We start from the raw sequence: 21,715 nt of genomic DNA, 5'->3' as shown, positions 1-21,715 counted from the left end.
CCCGGCCCCCCGGCGCGCGCTCTAGGATTGGCACAGTGTCGGGCAGGGTGCCGCGGCCATCTCAGGAACCACGCGCATGCGCAACGATCCATTCGGCGGTCAGCAGCAGGGCCGCGCCCGGCGGCCAGGCCTGTTCGGCAACATCCGCTGGTGGGTGCTGCTGGCGTTTGCCGGCTATGCCGCGTTCTACTGGTTCTCCAACCGTGCGGTGGATCCGTATACCGGCGAAAGCGTGTTGATCGACAGCTCGCTTGATGCGACCCAGGAAAAGGCGCTGGGCCTGCAGGCCTACCAGGAGATCCTGGCGCAGGAGCGACCGCTGGATCCCAGTGCGCCACAGTCACGCGAAATCCAGGCGATCGCCCAGCGCCTGATCGCCAAGGTGGACGTCGTGGAAACCGCGCTCGCCGAAGAGCATGGCCTGAAGCCTGCGCACTTCGCGCGGGAGTTCGAATGGGAGGTCAACGTGATCCCGTCCGACCAGGCCAATGCGTTCTGCCTGCCGGGCGGCAAGATGGCGGTCTACACGGGGCTGATCCCGGTGGCGCGGACGGTGGACGCGATGGCGGTGGTGATGGGGCATGAAATCGCGCATGCGTTGCTGCGCCATGGCGCCCAGCGGATGGCCCAGCAGAAGATGACGCAGATCGGACAGATGGCCGGTGCCGCCAGTGGCATGGACCCGCAACAGCAGCAGATGATGATGTCGGCGATGGGCTACGGCTACCTGCTGCCGTACGCGCGCAGCCATGAGACCCAGGCCGATGAAGTGGGCCTGATGCTGGCCGCGGCGGCCTGTTTCGATCCGCAGGAGGCGATCCCGTTGTGGGAACGGATGGGGCAGGCCAGTGGGGGGCAGTCAACGTCGGAGTTCGCGTCCACGCATCCCAACCCGGGCACGCGCATCCAGAACCTGCAGGCGTTGATGCCCAAGGCGATGGAGTACCGGCAGAAGTTCTGCGAGAGCGCGGGGCGCTGACCGTCAACGCCTTATCGGCGATGCGCTGGATCAGCGCGCCGGTTCGTTGACCGTTACGTCGATCACGCCGTCCTGCACGCGTGCCTTGAGCGTGTCGCCCGGGCGCACCTGCAACGGCGAACGCACCAGACTGCCATCGTCCTCGCGGGTCAGGATCGCGTAGCCACGCGCGACGGTGGCCAGCGGGCTGACCGCCTCCATCGAACGGGCGAGCGCACGAAGGCGCAGGGCGTCGCGCTGCAGCTGGCGGCCGATCGCACTGTCCGCACGCGGCTGCAGGCGTTGCAGGCGCTCACGCAGGGCATCCAGCCGGCGCTGCGGATGACCGCTGCGCAGCACGGCCGCTGCGTGGCGCAGCTGGGCCAGACGGCCCTGATGCTGTGTCGTCCACGCCGCGTGCAGACGGCGCGCGACGTCCTGCTGGCGGCGCTGCAACAGCTGCAGGCGTGATTGCGGGCTCTGCGCGTTGAGGCGGAGCAGGGCACGGTCCGCGCGCTGCATGGCCTGTCCCAGGCTGTGCCGCTGCAGCTGCGCCAGACGCGCGTCGAGGCGACGCACACGCAGCAGCAGGTCACGCTGATCAGGCACCAGCAGTTCGGCCGCGACCGACGGCGTCGGCGCGCGCAGATCGGCGGCGAAGTCGGCCAGGCTGAAGTCGGTTTCGTGACCCACGGCAGACACCACCGGGGTCTGGCTGGCCGCGATCGCGCGGGTCAGCTGCTCATCGTTGAAGGCCCAGAGATCTTCCATCGAGCCGCCACCGCGGGTCAGCAGGATCACGTCATAGCGGCCGCTGGCATCGGCGCCACGCAGCAGCGAGGTGATCTGCGCGGCAGCGCTGTCGCCCTGCACCAGGCTGGGCAGCAGATCGACCTCGAGCATCGGGAAACGCCGTTCAAGGACGCTCAGCACGTCGCGTACCGCCGCGCCGGTGGGCGAGGTGATCACCGCCAGGCGACGCACATGCGCCGGCAGCGGGCGTTTGCGCTCCGGCGCGAACAGGCCCTCGGCCTCCAGGCGCGCCTTGAGCTGCTCGAAGGCGCGGCGCAGGGCGCCTTCGCCGGCTTCTTCCATGTGGTCGAGCACCATCTGGTACTCGCCGCGGGCTTCGTACAGGGTCAGCCGGCCACGCGCGAGCACGCGCATGCCTTCGCGCGGCACGAACTTCAGCCACTGGCTCTTGGGCTTGAACAACGCCGCGCGGATCTGCGACCGCGCGTCCTTCAGCGTGAAGTACATATGGCCCGAGGCCGGGCGCGTCACGCTGCCCAGCTCGGCCTCCACCCAGATCAACGGGAATGCGCCCTCCAGCAGGTCGCGGGCCAGGATGTTGAGCTGGCTGGGCGTGAGAATCTGCGCGCTGCGGTCCATGGAGGAATCAGGCCAAACGGTACGAACGGGGGGCCATGGTCGCACGTCGGCGGCAATGCTTCATCCCGCGGCGGCGCGGTCGGCGTGCTGCTGCAGCGCCCAGGCCACATGCTCGCGCACGATCGCCGAAGGATGCTCGCGTCGTGCCTGCAGCGCGGCCAGCGTCTCGGCATGGGCAGGTGCATTGCCCAGCGCCACGGCGATGTTGCGCAGCCAGCGTTCATGCCCGCTGCGGCGGATCGGGCTGCCCTCGGTGCGGCGCAGGAACTCGTCTTCTTCCCAGGCGAACAGCTGGGCGAGCGAGGCGGTGTCCAGATCGTTGCGCGCGCGGAAATCCGGCTCGTCGGTGCGCTTGGCGAACTTGTTCCAGGGGCAGACCAGCTGGCAGTCGTCGCAGCCGTAGATGCGGTTGCCCATCGCCGTGCGCATTTCCTCGGGAATCGCGCCGTCGTGTTCGATGGTGAGGTAGGAGATGCAGCGGCGTGCATCCAGGCGGTGCGGGGCGATGATCGCCTGGGTCGGGCAGACATCGATGCAGCGCGTGCAGGTGCCGCAGTGTGCGGTGGCCGGTGTATCCACCGGCAGCGGCAGGTCGACGTAGATCTCGCCGATGAAGAACCACGAGCCGCCCTGTTTGTCGATCAGGCAGGTGTGCTTGCCGATCCAGCCCAGCCCGGCATTGCGGGCGAGCGCGCGCTCCAGCACCGGGGCCGAATCAACGAACACGCGGTAGCCGAACGGCCCGATCTCGGCGGCGATGCTGTCGGCGAACTTCTGCAGCCGGTTGCGCATCAGCTTGTGGTAATCGCGGCCCAGCGCGTAGCGCGCCACGTAGGCGCGGTCACCATCGTGCAGGGTGGCCCAGGCTTCAGCGTCGTCCTTGTGGCCGTAATCCATGCCGACCGAGATCACCCGCACCGTGCCCGGCAGCAGTTCGTCCGGCCGGGCGCGCAGCGTGCCGTGGCGCGCCATCCACTCCATCGTGCCGTACAGGCCCTTGCCCAGCCAATCGGCCAGGTGCGCCTCGTCTTCGCGCAGATCGATGCCGGATACCCCGCAGCGCTGGAAGCCGTGCACGCCCGCGATCGCACGGATGCGTTCGGCGGCACGGGCCAGATGGACGGGGGCGGGCAGGGGAACGGCGGACATGGCCTGGGCGGAAACGGAGCCTGGGGAGGGCGCGACAAGGCTGCGCCTGGGCGACAAGTATAGAATCCCGGCATGCCCGAGCTTGCTGAACTGTTCGATATCGCCGCTGCGCGCCGCCTGGATGCGCAGGCCAGTGCCTTGCTGGGCGATGGGGGTGCCTCGCTGATGGAGCAGGCCGGCCAGGCCGCCTGGCACTGCCTGCTGGAGCGCTGGCCGCAGGCGCAGCGCATTGGTGTGGTGGTGGGGGCCGGCAACAACGGCGGCGATGGCTACGTGCTGGCCCGTCTGGCCCGTGAAGCCGGCCGCCTGGTAACGGCGCTGCGGCTGGACGCCGATGCGCCAGCCACGACGTTGGCGCAGCGGGCCGAGCAGGCGTTCATCGCCACCGGCGGTGCGGTGGCGCGCTTCGATGGGGTGCTCCCGCCGGTAGACCTGCTGGTGGACGCGCTGTTCGGCATCGGCCTGAACCGCGCGCCGGCCGGTGCCGCGGTGGATCTGATCACGGCCATCAACGGCGCTGGCGTGCCGGTGCTGTCGCTGGACGTGCCCAGCGGCGTGGATGCGCGCACCGGTCACGTGCCGGGCATTGCCATCCGCGCCACGGTCACCCTGCAGTTCATCGTGCGCCACCAGGGGCTGTATACCGGCGCAGCGCTGGAGCATGTCGGCGGTCGCCGCCTGGCCGCGCTGGATCTGCCCGCGGACGCTGGCGAAGGCGTGCAGTACAGCGCCGAGTGCTGGCAGCAACCGCGCCTGCGCGCGCAGCTGCCGGCGCGACGCGCCAACACCCACAAGGGCGAATCCGGCCACGTGCTGTGCGTGGGCGGCAACCTCGGCAGCGGCGGCGCGGTGATGCTGGCCAGTGAATCGGCGTTGCGCGCGGGCGCAGGGCTGGTGAGTGTGGCGACGCAGCCACCGCATGTGGCACCGCTGCTGGCGCGCCTGCCCGAAGCGATGGTGCATGCCGTCCAGGACGCGCAGGAACTGCAGGCCCTGCTGCCCCGCGCGGGGGTGATCGCGATCGGGCCTGGCCTGGGCCAGGACGACTGGGCGCACGAACTCTGGCGCCAGGTGCTGGCCAGCGGCAAGCCGCTGGTGGTCGATGCCGACGCCCTGAACCTGCTGGCCAAGGCGCCGCAGCCGCTCCATGACGCGATCCTGACCCCGCACCCGGGCGAGGCCGCGCGCCTGCTCGGGCTGAGCACCGCGCAGGTGCAGGCCGACCGCTTCACGGCGGCCAAAGCGCTGGCCGAGCGTTTCCACGCGGTGGTGGTGCTCAAGGGCGCCGGCACCGTGGTCGCCGCGCCCGATGCGCCGCCGCGGGTGATGGCCGCCGGCAATCCCGGCATGGCCGTGGGTGGCATGGGCGACCTGCTCACCGGCATCATTGCCGCCCTGCGCGCGCAGGGGCTGGGCGCCTTCGATGCCGCCAGCACCGGCGCATTGCTGCACAGCCTGGCCGGCGATGCCGCCGCCAGTGACGGCCAGCGGGGCCTGCTTCCCACCGATCTGCTGGCGCCGCTGCGCCGGCTGGTCAATCCGGACGTTTGAACATGATCGAGTTTTTCCTCGCGCAGACCGAAGACACCGACCTGCTCGGGCAATGGCTGGCCGCGACCCGGCCGCCGCAGGCGGTGATGCAGCTGCAGGGCGACCTGGGGGCCGGTAAATCCACCCTGGCCCGCGCACTGCTGCGCGCGCTGGGCGTGCAGGGGGCGATCCGCAGCCCGACCTACACCCTGGTGGAGCGCTACCCGCTGGCCGACGGCCACGAGGCCTGGCACCTGGATCTGTACCGGATCGGCAACGCACAGGAGCTGGATTTCCTCGGGCTGGACGAGGGCAGCGCCTCGCTGTGGCTGGTCGAGTGGCCCGAGCGCGGTGCCGGTGCCTTGCCGCCGACCGACCTCGAAGTGGCCCTGGATATCCAGGGACAGGGGCGTCGCGCCCGGCTCACCGCCACCAGTCCGGCCGGTCGTGAATGGCTCGCTCGGCTGCCCCAAGGGGGTGACTTGCAGGCCCTTTCTGTCGGCTGACACTAGGAAACACCGGCAGGTTACGGATTATTAAGGGAAAAGGAGTTGCATTTCATTCAGCGCGGTGATTGAATCCAGACCCATGCCAATGGGGAAATCACTCGCCGCCCTCTGCACTGCCGTCGGACTCTGTCTGGCGAGCGCGCTGTCGTGGGCGGGCGAAGTCCGCCAGGTGGCCGTGGAGACCGGTGCGACCGGTACCCGTGCGGAGATTTCGCTGGCCGGCAGCGGGGGCTACAAGACCCTGTCGCTGGCCGGTCCGAACCGCCTGGTGGTGGATTTCCCGGACTCCAGCGCGATCCGCAACCTCAAACTGCCTGCGCCCAAGGGCGTGGTCACCGCTGTCCGCACCGGGCAGCCGGTGCCAGGTACGTTCCGCGTGGTGTTCGATCTGGCCGAATCGGTCGCGCCGTTCCGCCCGCAGATGATCAAGCAGGGCAATGAGTCGCGCTTGGTGATCGAGTGGCCGGGCGATGCGCCGGCCGCGCCCACCGTTGCCAGTGCGCCCGCGCCCACCGCGGCCGCAGCGCCTTCGCCCACGCCAGCGGCGTCGATGCCGGCCGCCGCGCCGGCACCGACCCCCGCACCGACCGCCGCCCAGACTGCACAGGCACGCAGCGATGCCGCGCGCGCCACCGCCTTGCTGACCGCGTCGGTACGCCAGCAGGCCAGCGCCACGGTCGCCACCTCGGCGCCGGGCCCGGCTGCCGCGACGGCCACCACCGTCAACGTCGCTGCGGCTGGGACCGCCAACGCGGCCAGCAACAGCGCGTCGCCGGCCGCGATCCTGGCTGGTCAGTCGACCCCGGCGGTCGTGGCCAGTGCGCCGGTTCCCGCGCCCGCGCCGACCCCGGCGCTGCAGGACAACCCGCGTCCGGCCATGCCCAGCGACGCTTCGCGCGTGAAGATGCGGGCCGGTATGCGCCCACTGGTGATCGCGATCGATCCCGGCCATGGCGGCCAGGATCCCGGCGCCGTCGGCCCAACCGGGAAGCGCGAAAAAGACATTACCCTGGCGGTGGCACGTGAACTGGCCCGTCAGGTCAACGCGACGCCCGGGCTGAAGGCCTACCTGACCCGCGACAGCGACGTGTTCATTCCGCTGCCGATGCGCGCGCAGAAGGCGCGTGCGGCCAAGGCCGACATGTTCATCTCGATCCACGCCGATGCCGCCGAGAACCGGGCCGCGACCGGCTCCTCGGTGTACGTGCTCTCCACCAAGGGCGCCTCCTCGCAGCGTGCGCGCTGGCTGGCCGACAAGGAAAACGCCGCCGATCTGGTCGGTGGCGTGCGCCTGCAGCAGACCGAAGGCACCCTGGCCAACGTGCTGCTGGATCTGGCCCAGAGCGGTTACATGAAGGCCTCCGAAGACGCGGCCGGGCATGTGCTGGGCGGCCTGAAGCGGATCGGCAAGAACCACAAGCCCAATATCGAGCGTGCGAACTTCGCGGTACTGCGCACCTCGGACATGCCGGCGATGCTGGTCGAAACCGCCTTCATCTCCAACCCGGATGAAGAGCGCCGCCTGATCGATCCGGCCTACCAGCGCCAGATCGCCGGCGCGGTGCTGGACGGTGTGCACACCTTCTTCAGCCGTCAGCCGCCGCCGGGCACGCTGTACGCCGCGCGCGCCCAGGCGGAAATCGATGCCGCCGGCACCGTGGCGGGCGGCAGCAAGTAACCCCTTCGGGCTGCACTGCCCGGCGCACGCTATCATCACGGGATGACGTCCGTTTCCCGAATTCCCACCGCTGCCACGCCTGCCACCTCCACTGCCCGGAGGTGCGCATGAGCATCCGCCAACTCCCTGAGATCCTGATCAACCAGATCGCCGCCGGTGAGGTGGTCGAACGCCCGGCGTCGGTGGTCAAGGAACTGGTCGAAAACGCGTTGGACGCCGGCGCCACCCGCGTGGATATCGACCTGGAAGAGGGCGGTGTGCGGCTGATCCGCATCCGCGACGACGGTGGCGGCATCGCCCCGGAAGAGCTGCCGCTGGCAGTGTCGCGGCATGCAACCAGCAAGATCGCCAGCCTGGATGATCTGGAATCGGTGGCGACGCTCGGCTTCCGCGGCGAAGCGCTGCCCTCGATCGCCTCGGTCAGCCGCTTCACCCTGAGCTCGCGCCGCGCCATCGACGAGCACGGTTCGGCCCTGCAGATCGAAGGCGGTCGGCTGGGCGAAGTCACGCCGCGTGCGCATGCGCCCGGCACCACGGTGGAAGTGCGCGAGCTGTTCTACAACATACCGGCGCGCCGCAAGTTCCTGCGCGCCGAGCGCACCGAGCTGGGCCATATCGAAGAGTGGCTGCGCTCGCTCGCGCTGGCGCGCCCGGATGTCGAGCTGCGCGTGTCGCACAACGGCAAACCCTCGCGCCGCTACAAGCCCGGCGACCTGTACTCGGATGCGCGCCTGGGCGAAACACTGGGCGAAGACTTCGCCAACCAGGCGCTGCGGGTGGATCACAGCGGGGCCGGTCTGCGCCTGCACGGCTGGATCGCGCAGCCGCACTATTCGCGGGCCAGCACCGATCAGCAGTACCTGTACGTCAACGGCCGTTCGGTGCGCGATCGCAGTGTCGCCCATGCGGTGAAGATGGCCTACGGCGACGTGCTGTTCCATGGCCGTCAGCCGGCGTACGTGCTGTTCCTGGAACTCGATCCGACCCGCGTGGACGTCAACGTGCACCCGGCCAAGCATGAGGTTCGCTTCCGCGACTCGCGCCTGATCCACGATTTCGTCTACCGCACGCTCAAGGAAGCGCTGGCCGACACCCGTGCCGGCATGACCGCGGCCGGTCCCCAGGTGCATGCCACCGAGAGTGTCGCTACCGCGGCGCCGGCCTACGGCCTGCCGTCCGCCGGCAGCACCGGCTATGCGCTCGCCGGCAACGGAGCAGGCGGCGGCATGGGCGGCGACTGGCGCCCGCAGCAATCCCCCTTGGGGCTGCGCGTGGCCGATGCGCCGTCCGCCTATGCAGCGCTGTATGGCGCGCCGGGCGGTACCGCAGCGACCGGCAGCCTGCCGCCCATGCCGACCGAAAACGGCCTGCCGATGACCGCAGCCGACAGTGGCGTGCCGCCGCTGGGTTATGCGATCGCGCAGTTGCATGGCATCTACATCCTGGCCGAGAACGCCGAAGGCCTGATCGTGGTGGACATGCACGCGGCGCACGAACGCATCGGCTACGAACGCCTGAAAACCGCACACGATGGCATGGGCCTGCATGCGCAGCCGCTGCTGGTGCCGATCACCCTGGCGGTGGGCGAACGCGATGCCGACACCGCCGAGCGCGAGGCCGAAACCTTGACCTCGCTGGGCTTTGAGATCACCCGCGCCGGCCCCGGTTCACTGCACGTACGCAGCATTCCGGCGTTGCTGGCCAATGCCGAACCCGAAGCGCTGCTGCGCGACGTGCTCACCGACCTGCGCGAGCATGGGCAGAGCCGACGCATTGCCAGTGCCCGCGACGAACTGCTGTCCACCATGGCCTGCCACGGCGCGGTGCGCGCCAACCGGCGGCTGACCGTGCCGGAAATGAACGGCCTGCTGCGCGACATGGAAATTACCGAACGCTCGGGTCAGTGCAATCACGGCCGACCGACCTGGGCGCGTTTTTCGCTGGCGGAAATCGACCGCTGGTTCCTGCGCGGACGTTGAGAGGAAGGTCATGAAGCACTGGGGAGTGTGGGCCGCCGCGTTGCTGCTGGCAGTGAGCGTGTCGGGATGCGGCGAAAAGAATGAGGCGGCACCGGCGAACGTGGCGGTCGATCCGGCCTTCGAGGCCGAACAGCAGCAGTGGCGCCAACAGCGCTATGAAGCGCTGCACGCCGCCGATGGCTGGACCAGCCTGGTTGGCCTGCACTGGCTGGAGTACAAGGCGCACTACATCGGGCGTGGGCCGGGCAGCGGCATCCGTTTGGCGGTCGGCCCCGACAAGCTCGGCATGGTCGCGCGCGAGGGCAGCACCGTCTGGTTCACGCCGGAGCGTGGCGTGCCGATGCGCGTGGAGGGCAAGCCGGTCACCGGCCGCATCCGCTTCTTCAGTGATCGCGATCCAACGCCGACAGTCATCGCCTTCGATGACGACAAGGGCCGGCTCAGCCTGATCCATCGCGGTGAGCGCTTCGCGCTGCGGGTCAAGCACGCCGATGCCCCCTCGCGAACGAACTTCACCGGCCTGACGTACTGGCCGGGGGGGCCGTCCTGGCGCATCACTGCGCGCTTCGTGCCACATCCGGCCGGCAAGACGCTGCCGATCGTGGACATCACCGGACTGACCACGAACCTGCCCAATGCCGGCACGCTGGAATTCGAGCGCGCTGGCCGCACCTGGCGGCTGGAGGCGATCGGCGAGCCTGGCCGCGAGTTGTTCGTGATCTTTGGCGATCGCACCAGCGGCCACGGCAGCTATCCGGCCGGCCGCTATCTGGATCTGCCCGCGCCCGACGCGCAGGGCCGGGTGGTGATCGATTTCAATCACGCCTACAACCCGCCGTGCGCGTTCACCCCGTTCGCGACCTGTCCGCTGACCCCCCCTGAAAACCGCCTGGACCTGCGTGTGGACGCCGGTGAGCAGGCGTACCACGCCCCTGAAGGAGAGGCTTGATGATCTTGATGTTGTCGCGTGTCGTGTCCCCGTTGCTGATCGCGGCGAGCCTGTTGGTCGGTACGGGCGGCGCCGAAGCGCGCCCCGCGCCGCCGAGCGCGCCGGCAGCGGCGAAAGCCACCCCGCCGGTCCCGCTGTTGTGGAAGGTGACCGGCCCGGGCGACAGCCGCCTGTATCTGCTGGGGTCGTTCCATCTGCTGCAGCCGAGCGATTACCCGCTCTCTGCCGATGTCGATCAGGCGTTCACGGCGTCCCAGCGGGTGGTGTTCGAGCTGTCGCCGCAGGACATGGAATCGCCGCAGCTGGCACAGAAAATGGTGCAGGCCGCGATGCGCACCGATGGCTCGGAGCTGAAACGCGATCTGGACGCCGCGACCTGGACCAGGCTGCAGGCCTATGCGCAGGAGAACAAGCTGCCGCTGGCCCAGCTGCAGGGCATGAAGCCGTGGTTCGTCGGCCTGACGATCACCCTGAGTCAGTTCACCAAAATGGGGCTGGACCCCGCGCTCGGCCTGGATCGACATTTCATGACCCGCGCCGCGAGTGCCGGCAAGGCGACCGCCGGGCTGGAGGACATCGATACCCAGATCGCGGTGCTGTCGGGGATGTCGGCCAAGGAGCAGCAGCAGATGGTGGCCGAAGCGCTGGAGCAGGCCGGCAAGGGCGACGAGATGGGGCGCAAGCTGCATGACGCCTGGCGCCGCGGCGACGACAAGCTGCTGTGGACCTCGATGGCCACCGAAATGCGCGGCCAGTACCCGCAGCTGTACAAGCGCATCAACACCGACCGCAACGATGCCTGGGTGCCCAAGCTGCAGCAGCATCTGCAGGCCGGGCAGGGCGGCACGATGGTGGTGGTGGGCACGTTGCACCTGCTCGGCAACGACGGTGTGGTCGAAAAGCTGCGCGCCAAGGGCTACAAGGTGGAGCGCGTCTGCACCGGCTGCGCCAAGCCCAAGCGCTGATGCGCGCGGCTGGACGGCGATAGGGCCGACCGCACGGCGTCGATGACGTCGCCGGACCCTGGAACGAGAAAAGGCGCGGCCCGAGGGCAGCGCCTTTTTCTTTATTGCGCCGAGCGTGGGCTCAGCGGCGGGTCTTGCCTGCGCCCGGTGGTGGCGTTTCCGGCTTCTTGCCGGTACCCGTGCCCGTGCCGGTACCCGTCCCGGTGCCACCCGGGCGGCCGCCGAAGCCGGCGCCCATGTTGCGCTGGAAGTCCTGCCACATCTCCATGTTGCGCTCGGTCAGCTGGTTCATCATCGCCCAGGGGGTCTGGCCGAGCAGATTGCCCATCTGCTGGCGGAACTGCTGCTGCTGGTCCAGGAAGACCTGCATGCTGCGCTCCAGATAGTTGCCCATGAAGCCCTGCAGCGAGTCGCCATAGAAGCGGATCAGCTGGCTGAGCAGCTGGGTGGACAGCATCGGTTCGCCGTCCTGCTCCTGGTCGGCGATGATCTGCAGCAGCACCGAGCGGGTCAGGTCATCGCCGCTCTTGGCGTCACGCACCTCGAAGTCCTCACCGTCCAGGATCAGCTGGCGCACATCCTCTATGGTGATGTAGCTGGAGATTTCCGTGTCGTAGAGCCGGCGGTTCGGGTACTTCTTGATAATGCGGGTCGCAGCCATGAAGCAGTCACTCATCACAGTAGGCGCGCAGCATGGCGCAGTGCAGCAGCCTATGCAACCGCCATAGGTAGCAAGGGGCCGCATTTATGTTGCGCAACATGGAGTGCAGCATTTTCGGCGCTTACCACCCCATGTGGTGGCCGCCGTTGATGTCCAGGTTGGAGCCGGTGATCCAGGACGCTTCCTCGTTGACCAGGAAGGCCACTGCGTAGGCGATCTCTTCCGGCTTGCCGAGGCGGCCGGTGGGGATGTCGGCGATGATCTTGGCGCGCACTTCGTCCGGCACGGCCATCACCATGTCGGTGGCCACATAGCCCGGCGAAATCGTGTTCACGGTGATGCCGAAGCCGGCATTCTCACGGGCCAGCGAAATGGTGAAGCCGTGCATGCCGGCCTTGGCGGCGGCGTAGTTGGCCTGGCCGTACTGGCCCTTCAGGCCGTTGATCGAGCTGATCTGGATGACCCGCCCCCAGCCGCGGCGGCGCATGCCCTCGATGACCGGGCGGGTGACGTTGAACACCGAATTGAGGTTGGTGTTGATCACGTCGTGCCACTGGTCCGCACGCATGCGGTGGAAGGTGGTGTCGCGGGTGATGCCGGCGTTGTTGATCAGGATCTCGACCGGGCCCAGCGCCGCTTCGACAGCCTGCACCATGCTTTCGGCGGTGCCGGGGTCGGACACATCGCCCGGGAAGATCGCCACATCGCAGCCGCGCGCCAGCATCTTCTCGCGCCAGGCCTTGGCTTTGGCTTCGTCACGGTAGTTGGTGGCGACCCGATGGCCCTGGTCGGCCAGGCGTTGGCAGATGGCAGTACCGATACCGCCGGTACCACCGGTGACCAGTGCGACGCGAGATGTCATGAGCAGCTACTCCGAAAGGCAGGGCGAACAAGGGGGAACAGGATTCTGCAACATCAGCGGGCAAAAGGGGCGCCCGCGCCGGCACCGTGCGGCAGCGGAATGTCGCCCGGTGGCAATCTCGCCGGATCGAAGCCATCGGCCGCCTGCTGAAGCCACCCGCCCACCTCATCGGCCCCTGCACCGACCGCCGGATCCTGGCCCAGCTGCGCCCACGCCCGCCGCAGCGCTGGCAGCGGCTGGGCGGGATCCACCGGCAGCGCCGCCTCGGACTTGGAGAGCTTGCGCCCCTCCGGGCCGAGCAGCAGCGGCAGATGCAGGTAGCGCGGTGTCGGCAAATCCAGGGCCTGCTGCAGCAGGATCTGGCGCGGCGTGGAATCGAGCAGGTCCGCGCCGCGCACTACGTCGGTCATGTGCTGCGCGCCATCGTCGACCACCACTGCCAGCTGATACGCCCAGTAACCGTCGGCCCGGCGCAGCACGAAGTCGCCGACCTCGGCGTGCACGTCCTGCACGATCCGGCCCTGCAAGCCGTCGTCGAATCGCACCACGCTGCCCGGCGCTACCCGCAGCCGCACCGCCGGTTGCGCACGCGCGGCGCGGGCCACGCAGTGGTGATGGATGCCGCCCTGCGCAGCCAGCTCGCTGCGGCTGCAATGGCAGGCAAATGCCTTGCCCTCGCGCAGCAGGCGGTCCAGCGCGCCCTGGTACAGCGCATCGCGCTGGCTCTGATGGACGATCGGCCCGTCACTGCGCAACCCGAAGGCGGCGAGTGCGGCCAGTTGGCCGCTCACCGCGCCAGGCACCGTTCGAGGAGGATCGACGTCCTCCACCCGCACCAGCCACTGGCCGCCGGCGTGGCGGGCGAGCAGCCAGCTGCCGAGCGCCGCCAGCAGCGAGCCGGGGTGCAGGGGGCCGGTAGGGGAGGGCGCAAAGCGCCCGTAATAGGAGGAATCAGACATGGACTATGAATCGTCGGTCAGTTTGCGACTTGAATTCAAGCTGAAGTCCCCGCAGATTTGCACTCATCAACCTCCCATGAGCGTCCTTTTCCATGTTCAGTCGCATTGCTCTCTTCCTGCTGACCAACTTTGCGGTGCTGATCCTGGCCGGCATCGTGATGTCGGTAGTGGGCGTCGATCCCAACAAGATGAGCGGCCTGCTGGTCTTCGCGGCCATCTTTGGTTTCGGCGGCTCGTTCATTTCCCTGCTGCTCTCCAAGTTCATGGCCAAGCGCTCCACCGGCGCCGTCGTGATCACCGAGCCGCGCAACCCGACCGAGCGCTGGCTGCTGGCCACCGTGGAGCGCCAGGCCCGTGAAGCCGGCATCGGCATGCCCGAAGTGGCCGTGTACGAAGGCCCGGAGATCAACGCCTTCGCCACCGGCGCCAACCGCAACAAGGCCCTGGTCGCGGTGTCCACCGGCCTGCTGCACAACATGAGCGAAGACGAAGCCGAAGCCGTGCTCGGCCATGAAATCGCCCACGTCGCCAACGGTGACATGATCACCATGGCCCTGCTGCAGGGCGTACTCAACACCTTCGTGATCGTCCTGGCCCGCATCGTCGGCGGCTTCATCGACAGCGCCCTGTCCGGCAACCGCGAAGGCGGCGGCCGCGGCTTTGCGTACTACATCATCGTGTTCGTCCTGGAAATGGTGTTCGGCCTGTTCGCCACCATGATCTCCATGTGGTTCTCCCGTCACCGCGAATTCCGCGCCGACGCCGGCGGCGCCCACCTGGCCGGCCGCCAGAAAATGATCGCCGCCCTGGAACGCCTCAAGGTCAACCACGGCCAGAGCACCCTGCCGACCCAGATCGCCGCCTTCGGCATCGCCGGCGGCGCTGCCAAGAAGCTGTTCATGAGCCACCCCCCGCTGGACGAGCGCATCGCCGCCCTGCGCGCCGCCAACAACACCGTGGTGTAACCCACCGCAGTGCGCTGACCAGAACGCCCGGCTTCCGCCGGGCGTTTTTGTTGGGCGAGCAGGTGCCCCGAGTGGACTCAGCAGCACGAGCGCTTCCATCCGCCACATCAAGATCTGTCGAGAGGCCGGTGGGTAGCCTGGGCCAAGACCGTCAGGGCGCCATGGAGGGCGCCCACGAGCCCCCAGGGATGGGTTTACGGCGCGTCTTGGCCCAGGCTACCCACCGGCCTCTCGCCCTCAGCAATGGAAGCGCTGCCGCTGCCGCTGCCGTTGCTGTTGCTGTTGCCGCTGCCGTTGGCAGCAATTCAACAGCAGCCGACCAACGGTCGGCACTACCGTGGCACGCCGAGCAGGGCGCACGACGACGTGTCCAGCAGGGCGCACGATGACGGCCCACAAACAACAACGGCGCCCGAAGGCGCCGTCATCATGCAGATCAGATCCAGCCCGATCAGAACTTCGCGTCGAACTCCGCCGCGTAGCCCGTATTGACCAGCACCTTCTGCAGCGCATCGCTGATCTTCACATTGCCAGCCACGATCTGCTGCGTCTCCGGACCACGGCTGTCCATACGGGCCGGGGTCGCGCCCTTGAAATCGCAGACGCGGCCACCGGCCTCGCGGACCAGCAGCACACCGGCGGCGATGTCCCAGGCCTTCACACCGGCCTCGAAGTACGCATCGGCACGGCCACAGGCCACATAGGCCAGGTCCAGTGCCGCCGAACCGGTGCGGCGCACGTCTTCGGCCTGCACCAGCAGCGCGTCCACCGCCTTCAGCTGCGCGCTCGTGCGCTGACGCTCACGCGGGGCAAAACCGGTATGGATCATCGCGCCGCCCAGATCCTTGCGCTCGGCAATCCGGATACGGCGGTCATTGAACACCGCGCCCGCACCACGGCTGGCGGTGAACAGCTCATTGCGAAGCGGATCGAAGATCACCGCGTCGATCGGCTCACCGTTCTCGACCAGGGCGATGGACACGCAGTAATGGGGGAAGCCGCGCAGGTAGTTGCTGGTGCCGTCCAGCGGATCGATGACCCACATGTAACGGTTGACCGACTGCACGCCACCTTCCTCACCCATGATCCCGTACTCGGGATAGGCGCGCTTGAGTTCCTTGACGATGACCTTTTCCGCATCTGCATCGACTTCACTGGCATAGTCCATGCGGCCCTTCTGCACGACGTTCAACGCCTCGAGCTTGTTGATGTTGCGCAACAGGACGTTGCCGGCGAGGCGGGCGGCCTTGACCATGACGGTGACGGCGGGTTTCTGCATGGCGAAAAGCTCCCGTAAAGGCAGAGTAGGGGTTTGGCGGGGGAAAAGAGCGGTCCCGGCGCAGAGGCCGGTCGCACAGTTTACCATTTGTCGCTGTCCTGCTCGCATTTGGCCTGTTCATGTCCGTAGAAACCGCTCCCGCCCGCATCCGCTTCGTCCTGGTCGGCACCCAGCACCCCGGAAACATGGGGGCGGCCGCACGCGCCATGAAAACCATGGGCCTGGGCCGCCTGGTCCTGGTCGCCCCTGAAAAACCGCTGGATGAAGAGGCCTTCCGCCGCTCGGCCGGTGCCGAAGACGTCCTGGGCGACGCGCCGGTGGTGGCGACCCTGGCCGAGGCCGTGGCCGACTGCCGCTTCGTGCTGGGCTGTACCGCCCGCTCGCGCCGGGTCCAGCTGGAAGAGCTGCTGCCGGCCGTGGCTGCCCAGCGCGTCCTGGCCAAGGCCGCCGAGCCGGCCGAAGTGGCGTTCGTGTTCGGCCGTGAACGCACCGGCCTGACCAACGAAGAGCTGCAGCTCTGCCACGCCGCCGTGCATATTCCGTCCAACCCGGACTTCAGTTCATTGAACCTGGCCGCCGCTGTCCAGGTGCTGGCCTATGAAGTGCGCATGGCCATTCTCGGCGCGGCCGATGCCCCGGTCGCCGTCCCGGCCGACCCCGGCTTCGGCGAAGCGCCGGCCAGCCATGCCCAGGTGGAAGGCCTGTTCGGCCAGCTGGGTGACACCTTGGATGAGATCGATTTCCACAAGGGCCGTGCCCCCGAATCGGCGATGCGCAAGCTGCGCCGTCTGTTCCTGCGCACCGAATTGAGCGAACAGGAAGTGCGCCTGCTGCGCGGTATCCTCTCCGACGCACAGCGCATGGCGCGATTGGCGACGAATAAGCCCCTGTAAGCTGACGCAGTTCTCATTTTTTCGGGTAGTCTGTCTCGATTCCTTGGGGGGAGTGATGGGCTTGTCGGGACTGCGAAGGCTGCTGCAGAGCGTAGTGCTGTGTCTGGCCATTGCCGCGATGACCGGCCCGGTGTGGGCCGGCCCCGCGCAGGTGCTGGTGCTGGGCCGGATCAGCGACGACCCCAGGTCACACTATGCGCAACTGCAGCCCCTGCTCGATTACGTGATTCCGCGCATGCACGATGTTGGTATCACCGAAGGCCGCATCCTGATGGCGCGCGACACCCAGCAGATGGGCAGTTACCTGCGCCGCGGCCGGGTCGACTGGGTGACCGAGACCTCCGGTACTGCCGTCGCGCTGGGGTTGCGCAGCGGCGCCAGGCCGCTGCTGCTGACCGAGCGCAGCGGCGTTCGCGACTACCACACCGTGTTTTTCGTGCGCCGCGACAGCCCCATCCAGACACTGGAAGACCTGCGTGGGCACACCCTGGCGTTGCAGAACGTGGCCTCCACCAGCGCGTATCTGGTGCCGGTGATGACCCTGCTGCAGCACGGCGAGACGCCGGAAATCCTGGCCTCGATCGGCGATGTCGCCGCACCGGATACGGTGGGTTACGTGTTCGCGCGGTCGGAATCGAACATCGCCACGTTCGTCCACAAGGGGCTGGTCGATGCCGGTGCGGTGAGCAGCGTGGACTGGTCCGATGCCAAACGCATTCCGGCCAATTTCCTGCGCGATTTCCGCATCATCCATCGCACCGAACCGTATCCGCGTGCGGTCGAAATGGTGCGTGACGACCTGGATCCGAAGGTGCGCGACCGGTTGCAGCAGGTTCTGCTGGATGCCGCATCGGATCCGCAGGCGCAGCCGGCATTGAAAACATTTTTTGGTACGTCCGGGTTCCACCGGGTGGATGCGCAGATGCAGCACCGGCTGGATGAATTGAAACAAGGCTTGACGCGCGTGCGGATGGAAGTGGAATGAGTCGCTTGGGTTCGGGAATGCAGGCCCGCTTCGTGCTGGCGATGGGCGGCGCGATGCTGGTCGTGGTGGCGATCGTGGCCGTGGTGCTGGGGCGCCAGGCGACGATGCAGGGGGAGGTGCAGCACCTCAGCGGGACGGTCATCCATGACCTGTTCGACCGCAGTGTGCGCAGCCGGGGCGAAGCGCTGGCGCGGGAGCTGTCCGATGCGCTGGCCAATCCGCTCTATTACAACGACCTGGAGCAGGTCGGTGCGCTGGTGCGCAATACCTCGCGGCAGCAGGTGGTGCGCTATGTGCTGGTGTTCGATGACAACGGCAGGCTGATCCACGACGGCACGCTGGACGTGCTCGAGTTTGGCCAGCCGATGACCGATCCGCTCGCGGCGGGCGCGGCCGGCGCGCGCGGGCTGGTGGTGCAGCAGTCGCCCAAGGTGCTCGACAACGCGATGCCGATCATGATCGGCAACCAGCGGATCGGCGGCGTGCGCGTGGGCATGGCGCTGGACGATGTGCAGGCCATGGAGCAGCAGGCCAACCAGACCCTGGGCGACCGCCTGCAGCAGGTCGGCAAGCGGCACCTGGGCTGGCTGCTGCTGATGCTCGGCCTGCTGGTCGGAATCGGCTCAGTGGTGATCATCTACGTGCAGCGCACCCTGGTCACGCCGATCCGCTGGCTGGCCGGCGCCGCCCGCCAGATCGAGGCCGGCGATTACACCCTGCAGATGCCGGAGATCCGGCGTCAGGATGAGGTGGGGGAGCTGATGCGCGCGTTCGGTCGCATGAGCCAGGCGATTGCCCGGCACGACCGGGAGGTGCGGCACATGGCCTATACCGACGCCCTGACCGGGCTGACCAACCGGCTGGCCTTCCGCGAGGCGCTGGATCATCGCTTGATGGCGGCACGGGCCTCCGGGCATCGGCTGGGGCTGTTGTTCGCTGACATGGACGATTTCAAGCGCGTCAACGACACGCTGGGCCACGAGGCCGGTGACGAGGCCTTGCTGCAGTTCGCGCAGCGGATCAGCGCGGCGGTGGCCCAGGCCGGTGGGGATGAAGCGCTGCTGGCGCGCTTCGGTGGCGATGAGTTCGTGATCCTGATCGGTGACGGCGATGTTCCTGCCGGCGCCCGTGAGCTGGCCGAGATTCTCGTGCGTGAGCTGGGCAAGCCGCTGGTGGTGCAGGGCCGCGAGCTGTTCCTGGGCGCCTCGATCGGCGTGACCCTGTTTCCCGATGATGCCGCCGATGCCACCACGCTGCTCAAGAACGGCGACATCGCCATGTACCAGGCCAAGATGGCGGGCAAGAACTGCTACCGGTACTACAGCCGGGCCATGGATCACGCGGTCGAGCGCCGCGTGCACATGGAACAGGAGCTGCGCGGCGCCTGGGAGCGCGGCGAGCTGCGGCTGGCCTATCAGCCGATCTACCGGACCCGCGACCGCCGCATGGTCGGCGTGGAGGTGCTGCTGCGCTGGCAACACCCCACCCTGGGCACGATTCCGCCCTCGGTGTTCATCGAAGTGGCCGAGCAGAGTGGCCTGATCGAAGTGATCGGCCCCAAGGTGCTGCGCGCGGCCTGTACCGAGGCGGTGCAGTGGCCGCCGGGTGCCGATGGCGAAGGCCTGTTCGTCTCGGTCAACGTGTCACCGCGCCAGCTGCGCGGTGGCGAGCTGCCGACGCTGGTCGCCGACTGCCTGCGCGACACCGGCCTGCCGGCCTCGCGCCTGCACCTGGAGCTGACCGAAACCGCCGTGATCGGCGATGAAATGCTGGCTGCCGCGCTGCTGGACAAGCTGCACCGGACGGGCGTCAAAGTCTGGCTGGACGACTTCGGCACCGGCTTCTCCGGCCTGAGCCACCTGCGCCAGGTGCCGGTGGACGGGGTCAAGATCGACAAGAGCTTCGTGGCCGACATGCAGCGTGACCCGGACGATCTGGCGTTGACCACGGCGATCATCGCCATGGCCCATGCACTGGGGATCACCGTGGTGGCCGAAGGCATCGAGCAGGAAGTGCAGTTCGATCTGCTGGCCCAGCGCGGCTGCGACCTGGCCCAGGGCTACTGGTTGAGCCACCCGGTCAGCGCCACGGACGTGGTGCAGCTGCTCGAGGCCGGCAGCTGATCAGACCGGGCGCTTGCTGCTGTCGCCGGAGATCTCGCGGACCAGCTTGGGAACCAGGTAGCCGGACAGGCGCGCGGTCAGCTGCGCATGCAGGTCCTTGGCGGTGTCGTCGGCCACTTCGAAATGGGCCACGCCTTCGACCCGGTCCACCTGATACAGGTAATAGGGCAGCACGCCCGCCGCGAAACTGCGCTCGCTCAGCGCCTGCAGCGCCTCGATCGAATCGTTGACCCCGCGCAGGAGCACCGCCTGGTTGAGCAGGGTGGCACCGGCCTCACGCAGGCGCGCCATCGCGGCGTCCACCGATGCGTCGAATTCATTGGCGTGGTTGGCATGGATCACGAACGCCACCGGCCACGGCAGCGAGCCGATCCACTGCACCAGCGCGTCGTCCACGCGCTCGGGCAGCACCACCGGCAGGCGGCTGTGGATGCGCAGGCGGCGCAGGTGCGGAATCTGCTTCAGGGCCTGGGTCAGCTCCACCAGCTTGTGGGTGGCCAGCGAGAGCGGGTCGCCGCCGGACAGGATCACCTCGTCGATGTCCGGGTCCTGCGCGATCGCATCCACGGCATCGCGCCAGCCCTCGCGGGCCGCGTTCTCGGTGCCGTAGTCGAAATGGCGGCGGAAACAGTACCGGCAGTTGATCGCGCAGCTGCCGGTGGTGACCAGCAGGGCGCGGCCGCGGTACTTCTGGATGACCCCGGTGGCCTTCTTGGCCGCCCCGTCGCCCACCGCATCCAGGCTGAAGCCGGGCACGACCTTCAGCTCGTCGGTGATCGGCAGGACCTGGCGGAGCAGGGGGTCATGGCGGTCGCCATGACGCATCCGGGCTGCAAAGCCTTGCGGCACACGCACCGCGAACTGGCCGGCCGCCTCGTCCGAAACGCCCAGTTCCGCCGGATCCAGCCCCAACTGGCGCAGCAGCTCGCGCGGGTCGCGGATCGCCTCGCGCCACCGTTGCTGCCAGCGGACGGGGGCGGCCAGGGGCGTGGCGGAAAGCTGCATGGAATGGGGGCCTGCGGTTATCATGTGGGTCAGAAATATCGAGTCACCCCACCGGTGTCGGTGGGATTTCCCATTCTATCCGGCTCGCCGCGCCTGCGCGGCGTTTGCCCATTCAGGAGTTTCAGCATGGCCACTGTTGGCATGAACGACGTCAAGAACGGGATGAAGATCCTGGTCAACAATGAACCAGCGGTCATCACCGAGACCGAATACGTCAAGCCGGGCAAGGGCCAGGCCTTCACCCGCATGAAGTACCGCTTCATCAAGTCGGGCCGCGTGGTCGAAATGACCATGAAGGCCACCGATGACGTGGAGAAGGCCGACGTTGTGGATACCAACATGGACTTCATGTACAGCGACGGCGAGTTCTGGCACTTCATGGACCCCGAATCCTTCGAGCAGGTCCAGGCCACCAAGGCCGGCATGGGCGGCGCCGAGAAGTGGCTGAAGGGCGAAGAGTCCTGCATCGTCACCCTGTGGAACGGCGAGCCGATCTTCGTCCAGCCGCCGAACTTCGTGGAACTGAAGATCACCGAAACCGATCCGGGCGTCCGTGGCGACACCTCGGGCGGCGGCGGCAAGCCGGCCACCCTGGAAACCGGCGCCGTGGTCCGCGTGCCGCTGTTCGTCAACCAGGATGAAATCATCAAGGTCGACACCCGCTCGGGCGAATACTCCGCACGCGCAGGCAAGTAATCCGGCAAAGCCGGATTACGGTAGAGCCGACCGTTGGTCGGCTGCAGCACCGGCCGACCACCGCACCCGGTAGAGCCGACCGTTGGTCGGCTGCAGCACCGGCCGACCACCGCACCCGGTAGAGCCGACCGTTGGTCGGCTGCAGCACCGGCCGACCACCGCACCCGGTAGAGCCGAC

General features: G+C 68.1%; 18 protein-coding genes and 1 pseudogene. 12 read left to right on the top strand and 7 right to left on the bottom strand.

Annotated features, from left to right (window positions below):
* Positions 1–76 precede the first annotated feature (76 nt).
* Positions 77–979, top strand: coding sequence for a M48 family metallopeptidase (locus ABE483_RS11795; RefSeq protein ID WP_313218924.1), 903 nt, complete (start codon positions 77–79; stop codon positions 977–979).
* 30 nt (positions 980–1,009) lie between these two features.
* Here ABE483_RS11795 and xseA read toward each other — a convergent pair whose 3' ends face one another.
* On the bottom strand, positions 1,010–2,350 hold the full coding sequence (gene xseA / locus ABE483_RS11790; RefSeq protein WP_313209007.1) for an exodeoxyribonuclease VII large subunit: 1,341 nt from the start codon (positions 2,348–2,350) through the stop codon (positions 1,010–1,012).
* Positions 2,351–2,410: 60 nt separating this feature from the next.
* A complete protein-coding gene (queG, locus tag ABE483_RS11785; RefSeq protein WP_346465986.1) occupies positions 2,411–3,499 on the bottom strand; it encodes a tRNA epoxyqueuosine(34) reductase QueG in 1,089 nt (362 codons plus the stop codon).
* A 72-nt stretch (positions 3,500–3,571) separates the two neighbouring features.
* Between queG and ABE483_RS11780 the strand changes: the two genes are divergently transcribed.
* From ABE483_RS11780 to ABE483_RS11755, 6 genes are all read left to right on the top strand, one after another.
* Entirely contained in the window at positions 3,572–5,050 is a 1,479-nt protein-coding gene (locus ABE483_RS11780) for an NAD(P)H-hydrate dehydratase (protein ID WP_346481744.1), read from the top strand.
* Between the two features lie 2 nt (positions 5,051–5,052).
* Complete coding sequence (gene tsaE, locus ABE483_RS11775; protein WP_259261485.1) at positions 5,053–5,535, top strand: tRNA (adenosine(37)-N6)-threonylcarbamoyltransferase complex ATPase subunit type 1 TsaE; 483 nt, start codon at positions 5,053–5,055, stop codon at positions 5,533–5,535.
* 88 nt (positions 5,536–5,623) lie between these two features.
* Positions 5,624–7,216 (top strand): N-acetylmuramoyl-L-alanine amidase, encoded by a 1,593-nt coding sequence (locus tag ABE483_RS11770; RefSeq protein WP_313209019.1) that lies wholly within the window; start codon positions 5,624–5,626, stop codon positions 7,214–7,216.
* A 107-nt stretch (positions 7,217–7,323) separates the two neighbouring features.
* Positions 7,324–9,195: a DNA mismatch repair endonuclease MutL gene (gene mutL, locus ABE483_RS11765; RefSeq protein WP_346481743.1), complete on the top strand. Its 1,872-nt coding sequence runs from the start codon at positions 7,324–7,326 to the stop codon at positions 9,193–9,195.
* A 10-nt stretch (positions 9,196–9,205) separates the two neighbouring features.
* A complete protein-coding gene (locus ABE483_RS11760) occupies positions 9,206–10,144 on the top strand; it encodes a DUF1684 domain-containing protein (RefSeq protein WP_346481742.1) in 939 nt (312 codons plus the stop codon).
* Between the two features lie 2 nt (positions 10,145–10,146).
* The gene (locus ABE483_RS11755; protein ID WP_346481771.1) at positions 10,147–11,109 is read left to right on the top strand and encodes a TraB/GumN family protein; all 963 of its coding nucleotides are present in this window, start codon (positions 10,147–10,149) and stop codon (positions 11,107–11,109) included.
* 121 nt (positions 11,110–11,230) lie between these two features.
* Here ABE483_RS11755 and phaR read toward each other — a convergent pair whose 3' ends face one another.
* The 3 genes and pseudogenes from phaR to gluQRS all read right to left on the bottom strand — a co-directional run.
* Entirely contained in the window at positions 11,231–11,770 is a 540-nt protein-coding gene (gene phaR / locus ABE483_RS11750) for a polyhydroxyalkanoate synthesis repressor PhaR (RefSeq protein WP_070470221.1), read from the bottom strand.
* A gap of 121 nt (positions 11,771–11,891) precedes the next feature.
* Complete coding sequence (phbB, locus tag ABE483_RS11745) at positions 11,892–12,632, bottom strand: acetoacetyl-CoA reductase (protein ID WP_121038246.1); 741 nt, start codon at positions 12,630–12,632, stop codon at positions 11,892–11,894.
* A gap of 39 nt (positions 12,633–12,671) precedes the next feature.
* Positions 12,672–13,591 (bottom strand): annotated as a pseudogene (gene gluQRS / locus ABE483_RS11740) (tRNA glutamyl-Q(34) synthetase GluQRS); the annotation flags it as partial.
* 92 nt (positions 13,592–13,683) lie between these two features.
* Between gluQRS and htpX the strand changes: the two are divergent.
* Entirely contained in the window at positions 13,684–14,556 is an 873-nt protein-coding gene (gene htpX / locus ABE483_RS11735; RefSeq protein WP_313212368.1) for a protease HtpX, read from the top strand.
* A 451-nt stretch (positions 14,557–15,007) separates the two neighbouring features.
* Here the strand turns inward: htpX and ABE483_RS11730 are convergent, their stop codons facing one another.
* Complete coding sequence (locus tag ABE483_RS11730; RefSeq protein WP_019182815.1) at positions 15,008–15,835, bottom strand: inositol monophosphatase family protein; 828 nt, start codon at positions 15,833–15,835, stop codon at positions 15,008–15,010.
* A gap of 119 nt (positions 15,836–15,954) precedes the next feature.
* On the opposite strand from ABE483_RS11730, the gene ABE483_RS11725 reads away from it, so the two are divergent.
* Genes ABE483_RS11725 through ABE483_RS11715 form a run of 3 tightly spaced genes read left to right on the top strand, consistent with a single transcriptional unit; the run spans position 15,955 to position 19,836 of the window.
* Positions 15,955–16,728, top strand: a complete 774-nt coding sequence (locus ABE483_RS11725; protein ID WP_313212367.1) for an RNA methyltransferase — start codon at positions 15,955–15,957, stop codon at positions 16,726–16,728.
* Between the two features lie 52 nt (positions 16,729–16,780).
* A complete protein-coding gene (locus ABE483_RS11720; RefSeq protein WP_313212366.1) occupies positions 16,781–17,713 on the top strand; it encodes a phosphate/phosphite/phosphonate ABC transporter substrate-binding protein in 933 nt (310 codons plus the stop codon).
* On the top strand, positions 17,710–19,836 hold the full coding sequence (locus ABE483_RS11715) for an EAL domain-containing protein (protein ID WP_346481741.1): 2,127 nt from the start codon (positions 17,710–17,712) through the stop codon (positions 19,834–19,836). Before ABE483_RS11720 ends, ABE483_RS11715 begins: the two co-directional genes overlap by 4 nt.
* Here the strand turns inward: ABE483_RS11715 and epmB are convergent, their stop codons facing one another.
* Entirely contained in the window at positions 19,837–20,841 is a 1,005-nt protein-coding gene (gene epmB / locus ABE483_RS11710) for an EF-P beta-lysylation protein EpmB (protein ID WP_346481740.1), read from the bottom strand. It lies immediately after the preceding gene.
* 126 nt (positions 20,842–20,967) lie between these two features.
* On the opposite strand from epmB, the gene efp reads away from it, so the two are divergent.
* Positions 20,968–21,537, top strand: coding sequence for an elongation factor P (efp, locus tag ABE483_RS11705; protein WP_019182820.1), 570 nt, complete (start codon positions 20,968–20,970; stop codon positions 21,535–21,537).
* Positions 21,538–21,715: the final 178 nt, after the last annotated feature.

It is taken from the genome of Stenotrophomonas sp. TWI602 (genome assembly GCF_039674045.1).
In the GTDB taxonomy this organism is placed as follows: domain Bacteria; phylum Pseudomonadota; class Gammaproteobacteria; order Xanthomonadales; family Xanthomonadaceae; genus Stenotrophomonas.
This window is presented reverse-complemented; position numbering and strand designations above follow the sequence as displayed.

Excerpts from the sequence above, each read along its gene's own strand:
- ABE483_RS11795 (WP_313218924.1), top strand. The coding sequence starts at position 77 with ATGCGCAACGATCCATTCGGCGGTCAGCAGCAGGGCCGCGCCCGGCGG.
- xseA (WP_313209007.1), bottom strand. The coding sequence starts at position 2,350 with ATGGACCGCAGCGCGCAGATTCTCACGCCCAGCCAGCTCAACATCCTG.
- queG (WP_346465986.1), bottom strand. The coding sequence starts at position 3,499 with ATGTCCGCCGTTCCCCTGCCCGCCCCCGTCCATCTGGCCCGTGCCGCC.
- ABE483_RS11780 (WP_346481744.1), top strand. The coding sequence starts at position 3,572 with ATGCCCGAGCTTGCTGAACTGTTCGATATCGCCGCTGCGCGCCGCCTG.
- tsaE (WP_259261485.1), top strand. The coding sequence starts at position 5,053 with ATGATCGAGTTTTTCCTCGCGCAGACCGAAGACACCGACCTGCTCGGG.
- ABE483_RS11770 (WP_313209019.1), top strand. The coding sequence starts at position 5,624 with ATGGGGAAATCACTCGCCGCCCTCTGCACTGCCGTCGGACTCTGTCTG.
- mutL (WP_346481743.1), top strand. The coding sequence starts at position 7,324 with ATGAGCATCCGCCAACTCCCTGAGATCCTGATCAACCAGATCGCCGCC.
- ABE483_RS11760 (WP_346481742.1), top strand. The coding sequence starts at position 9,206 with ATGAAGCACTGGGGAGTGTGGGCCGCCGCGTTGCTGCTGGCAGTGAGC.
- phaR (WP_070470221.1), bottom strand. The coding sequence starts at position 11,770 with ATGGCTGCGACCCGCATTATCAAGAAGTACCCGAACCGCCGGCTCTAC.
- phbB (WP_121038246.1), bottom strand. The coding sequence starts at position 12,632 with ATGACATCTCGCGTCGCACTGGTCACCGGTGGTACCGGCGGTATCGGT.
- htpX (WP_313212368.1), top strand. The coding sequence starts at position 13,684 with ATGTTCAGTCGCATTGCTCTCTTCCTGCTGACCAACTTTGCGGTGCTG.
- ABE483_RS11730 (WP_019182815.1), bottom strand. The coding sequence starts at position 15,835 with ATGCAGAAACCCGCCGTCACCGTCATGGTCAAGGCCGCCCGCCTCGCC.
- ABE483_RS11725 (WP_313212367.1), top strand. The coding sequence starts at position 15,955 with ATGTCCGTAGAAACCGCTCCCGCCCGCATCCGCTTCGTCCTGGTCGGC.
- ABE483_RS11715 (WP_346481741.1), top strand. The coding sequence starts at position 17,710 with ATGAGTCGCTTGGGTTCGGGAATGCAGGCCCGCTTCGTGCTGGCGATG.
- epmB (WP_346481740.1), bottom strand. The coding sequence starts at position 20,841 with ATGCAGCTTTCCGCCACGCCCCTGGCCGCCCCCGTCCGCTGGCAGCAA.
- efp (WP_019182820.1), top strand. The coding sequence starts at position 20,968 with ATGGCCACTGTTGGCATGAACGACGTCAAGAACGGGATGAAGATCCTG.